3 protein-coding genes and 1 pseudogene are annotated in these 3,836 nt (G+C 72.6%); 2 read left to right on the forward strand and 2 right to left on the reverse strand.

The features are described from left to right. Positions 1–89 precede the first annotated feature (89 nt). A pseudogene (locus O3Q52_RS50245) lies at positions 90–303 on the reverse strand (polyphosphate kinase 2); the annotation flags it as partial. On the opposite strand from O3Q52_RS50245, the gene O3Q52_RS50250 reads away from it, so the two are divergent. Beyond that, on the forward strand, positions 293–418 hold the full coding sequence (locus O3Q52_RS50250) for a hypothetical protein (RefSeq protein WP_269655111.1): 126 nt from the start codon (positions 293–295) through the stop codon (positions 416–418). The pseudogene O3Q52_RS50245 and the gene O3Q52_RS50250 sit on opposite strands and share 11 nt — an antisense overlap. A gap of 12 nt (positions 419–430) precedes the next feature. Here the strand turns inward: O3Q52_RS50250 and O3Q52_RS50255 are convergent, their stop codons facing one another. Further along, a complete protein-coding gene (locus tag O3Q52_RS50255) occupies positions 431–1,261 on the reverse strand; it encodes a universal stress protein (protein WP_269655109.1) in 831 nt (276 codons plus the stop codon). 231 nt (positions 1,262–1,492) lie between these two features. Between O3Q52_RS50255 and O3Q52_RS50260 the strand changes: the two genes are divergently transcribed. Continuing rightward, a partial coding sequence (locus O3Q52_RS50260) for a GNAT family N-acetyltransferase (protein WP_269655110.1) occupies positions 1,493–3,836 on the forward strand: 2,344 nt, incomplete at its 3' end.

Below are 3,836 nucleotides of genomic sequence, written 5' to 3' on the forward strand. Positions count from 1 at the left end.
CGGGCGGGTCGCTCACGCGGTCCCGCACCACTCCGCCTGCCCTGTCGCCGTGGTACCGCAGCGGGTGTGAACACCGGGGCCGGCCCGGAGCTCGCCGCGTGATCGGGGACGTACGTCTGCAGATCGCGCGGCGGGCGCTGGTGACCGGTCGAGGGCGGCCGGGCCGGCAGCTCCAGCACTGGCCGCGGCACCTCGTGGTACGGCACGGAGCCGAGCAGGTGGGCGATCATGTTCAGGCGGGCCCGGCGCTTGTCGTCCCTCCACGACCAACCACGGGGCCTGCGAGACGTCCGTGTGCACCACCCACTCCTGGAGCTTCACCAGCTCCGTCTGCCGACTCGGCAGCTCCTGCTCGTACGCCGCGCGCGGCACCCTCGCCGTCCTCCTGCCGGCCATGCCGCCCATGGGCACTCGATGACGGCAGTCTCCTTCAGGACGGAACGACCGCCACCGGGCACTCGGTGTGATCCACCACCGCATGCAGGGTGGGGCCGAGCGACGTGCCGGTCCGTCCCACGACCAGTAGTTCGGCGCAGGCCGATGCCTGGACCAGGGCGGAAGACGGACTCTTCAGGCGCACGTCCTCGTGGACGTGGACGTGTGGATGCTTCTCCCGCCACGGTCGCAGTACGTCCGACAGCTGCTGGACCTCCTGGTCCTCCCAGGCGCCTCGGTCCTCCTCGGGAAGGGCGAACGGCATCCACTGTTCGGCGGGGGACGGCAGCCGCCAGGCATGGACGACGCGCAGCAGCGCCCCGCGCCGCTCCGCGGCGTCGAACGCGAAGTCCAGCGCGGCGGCCGCCGGACGGCGCGCGTCGATGCCGACTGTCACTGCGCGGGGTGACCGCCCGCCGACGGCGGAACGGTCGGGGACGAGCACCACGGGCCGGTTCCCGAGCGCTGCGACGCCGTGTGCCACGGAGCCGACGGCCAGTCCCGCGAAGCCTCCCGCACCGCGCATACCGAGAACCAGGAGGTCGGCCCGCGTCCCCACGGACAGCAGCGCCGGCACCGCCTCTCCGGTGAGGCCGACGCCTTCGATCCGGAGCGCCGGGTGATCTTCGGCAAGCACCTTCACCCACGCGTCCGGGGCGGGTTCACGGCAGTACGGCCATATCGCGAGTACCTCCTCGGCAGGCAGCGACGAGACATGCGCGACCCGCAGCGGCAGGCCACGCAACCGCGCCTCGCCCACCGCCCAGTCGACCGCGACGCGACTGCGCGCAGAGCCGTCGATGCCGACAACGACCGTTCGCTCCATGGCGGTTCGCCCTTCTGACAGACGGAAGTCCTTGCGGTCCACGGTCCGCCATGGCACTGCCCGGCTCACAGGGGCCATACGGATCCGAACGGAGCTCAATGGCCCCTCCGCCTTCCCCGTCCGGACAGGACTCAGGGCCGACCGGCCCAGAAGCCGACCCCGGACAGCCCCTGGGGTGAGCACATGGTCCGCCGGATGCTCGAACTGTCGAGAGGCTCGAGGAGGACCAAGATGACGGACGACAAGCACGGCCCCCACACGGTTCACGCACTGCTCGCGGACGGGACCACGGTGTGTATACGCCCCGTGGAGACCGGCGACCACGAACCCCTCCGGGGGCTGTACGAGGAGATGTCCCCGGAGAACCTCCGGCTTCGGTTCTTCGGAGCCAGCCGCCGGTCCGCCGAGATGGCGGCCGACCGCGCCTGCGCACCGCCGCGCCCCGGACACCGTGCGCTCCTCGCCGAGGCGCAGCACCAGGTGATCGGCCTGGCCGAGTACGAGACCGGCGAGGACAGGGGCCGGGCGGAGATCTCGATCGCGGTGGCCGAGGGACTGCACCACCGGGGTGTCGGCACTCTTCTCATCGAGCATCTGGTCTCAGCCGCCCGCGCCGAAGGCATCACCGCTGTCACGGCCGACGCACTCGCGGAGAACCACGAAGTGCTCCAGCTCTTCGCCGACCTCGGGCTGCGCACGGCCCGCCACTTCGAGGGCCCGGAAGTGCGCTGCACCATCGAACTGGAAGAGGACGAGACCTATCTGTCGGCGGTGGAGGCACGCGGCCGGGCCGCCGACGTGGCCAGCCTGGAGCCCCTGCTGAGGCCGGACTCGATCGCGGTGATCGGTGCCGGACGTCGGCCCGGGTCGGTGGGCAGGGCCCTTCTCCACCATCTGCGCACGGGCGGCTTCACACGGCGCCTGTTCGCGGTGAACCCGAGCGTCACCTCGCTGCTCGGTGTGCCGTCGTATCCGTCGGTCGGCGCACTGCCCAAGGTCCCGGACCTGGCGGTTCTCGCCGTGCCTGCGGCGGCAGTACCCGCCACCGCCGAGGAGTGCGGCAAGACCGGCGTACGGGCGCTCCTCGTCGTGTCGGCGGGGCTCGACAGCACTGAGGCTCAGGCGCTGCTGGCCGCGTGCCGGACCTACGGCATGCGTCTCGTCGGGCCCAACTGCCTGGGGGTTTCCAACACGGATCCGGCGCTCTCCCTCGACGCGACCTTCGCTGCCGATCATCCGAGTCCCGGCACGGCGGGTGTCGCCGTCCAGTCCGGCGGCGTCGGTATCGCCCTGCTCGACGGCCTTTCCCGGCTCGGCGTCGGCGTCTCGACCTTCGCCTCGCTCGGTGACAAGTACGACGTCAGCGGCAACGACATGCTCCAGTGGTGGGAGAGCGACGGCCGCACCGAACTCGCCCTGCTGCACCTGGAGTCCTTCGGCAACCCACGGGCGTTCTCCCGCACGTCCCGGCGCGTGACCCGGCGCATGCCGGTGCTCACCGTCGACGCGGGCCGCACCGACGCCGGCCGACGTGCCGCCGCCTCGCACACCGCGGCCGCCGCGACCCGGACCATGACGCGTCAGGCGCTGTTCACCCAGGCGGGCATCACCGCCACCGGATCGGTCGGTGAACTCCTCGAAACCGCCGCCCTGTTGCACTCCCAGCCGCTCCCGGCCGGCACCCGCGTCGCGATCGTCACCAACGCGGGCGGCGCGGGCGTCCTGGCCGCCGACGCCTGCGCGGAGGCCGGACTGTCCCTGCCCCGGCTCACCCCCGAGGTGATCGACGACCTCCTCGCCGTACTGCCCGAAGGCGCGGCCGTCGGCAACCCCGTCGACGCCACGGCGGCGGTGACGGAGGAGCAGCTCAAGGACTGCGTGGAGCGGATGACGCGGTGCCCCGGCATCGACGCCGTCCTGCTGGCCCTCGTTCCCACGGCCGTCGCCGCCGCGACGGGTGACAACCTCGTCCGGGCCCTCACGAACGGTCCCGGACGCCGCCCCCGCACGGTGGCCGTCGTACGGCTGGAGCAGGACCTGCCCGTCAAGCTGCTGCCCGCCACAGAAGGCGGCGCCGTCCCCTCGTACGCCGAACCGGGGGCAGCCGCCAGGGCGTTGGCCCACGCGGCCCGGCGCTCGGCATGGCTGAGCCGGCCTGCGGGCACGATCCCCGACCTCGCAGGCGTCGACACGAGCCGCGCGCACACGGTCGCCGAGACCTTCCTCGCCGCCCACCCGGACGGCGGTTGGCTCGACCCGCGCACCTGCGCCGAACTCCTCGCCTGCTACGACATTCCACAACTGGACTGGGCCTGGGCGGAGACCGAGGACGACGCGGTCGTCGCCGCGGGGCGGCTGCGCGGCCCCGACGGACGCGTGGTCATGAAGGCCCACTGGCCCGGCCTGCTGCACAAGAGCGAACAGCACGCCCTCCATCTCGACCTCCAGGGAGACTCCCAGGTGCGGGCCGCCTTCCGGGACTTGGAGACGCGATTCGCGGGGCTCATGACCGGAGTGGTCGTCCAGCCGCTCGCCGCACGCGGCACCGAGCTGTTCGCCGGCGTGGTGCAGGACG

It is taken from the genome of Streptomyces sp. ActVer, from assembly GCF_027270795.1.
Classification (GTDB): domain Bacteria; phylum Actinomycetota; class Actinomycetes; order Streptomycetales; family Streptomycetaceae; genus Streptomyces; species Streptomyces umbrinus_A.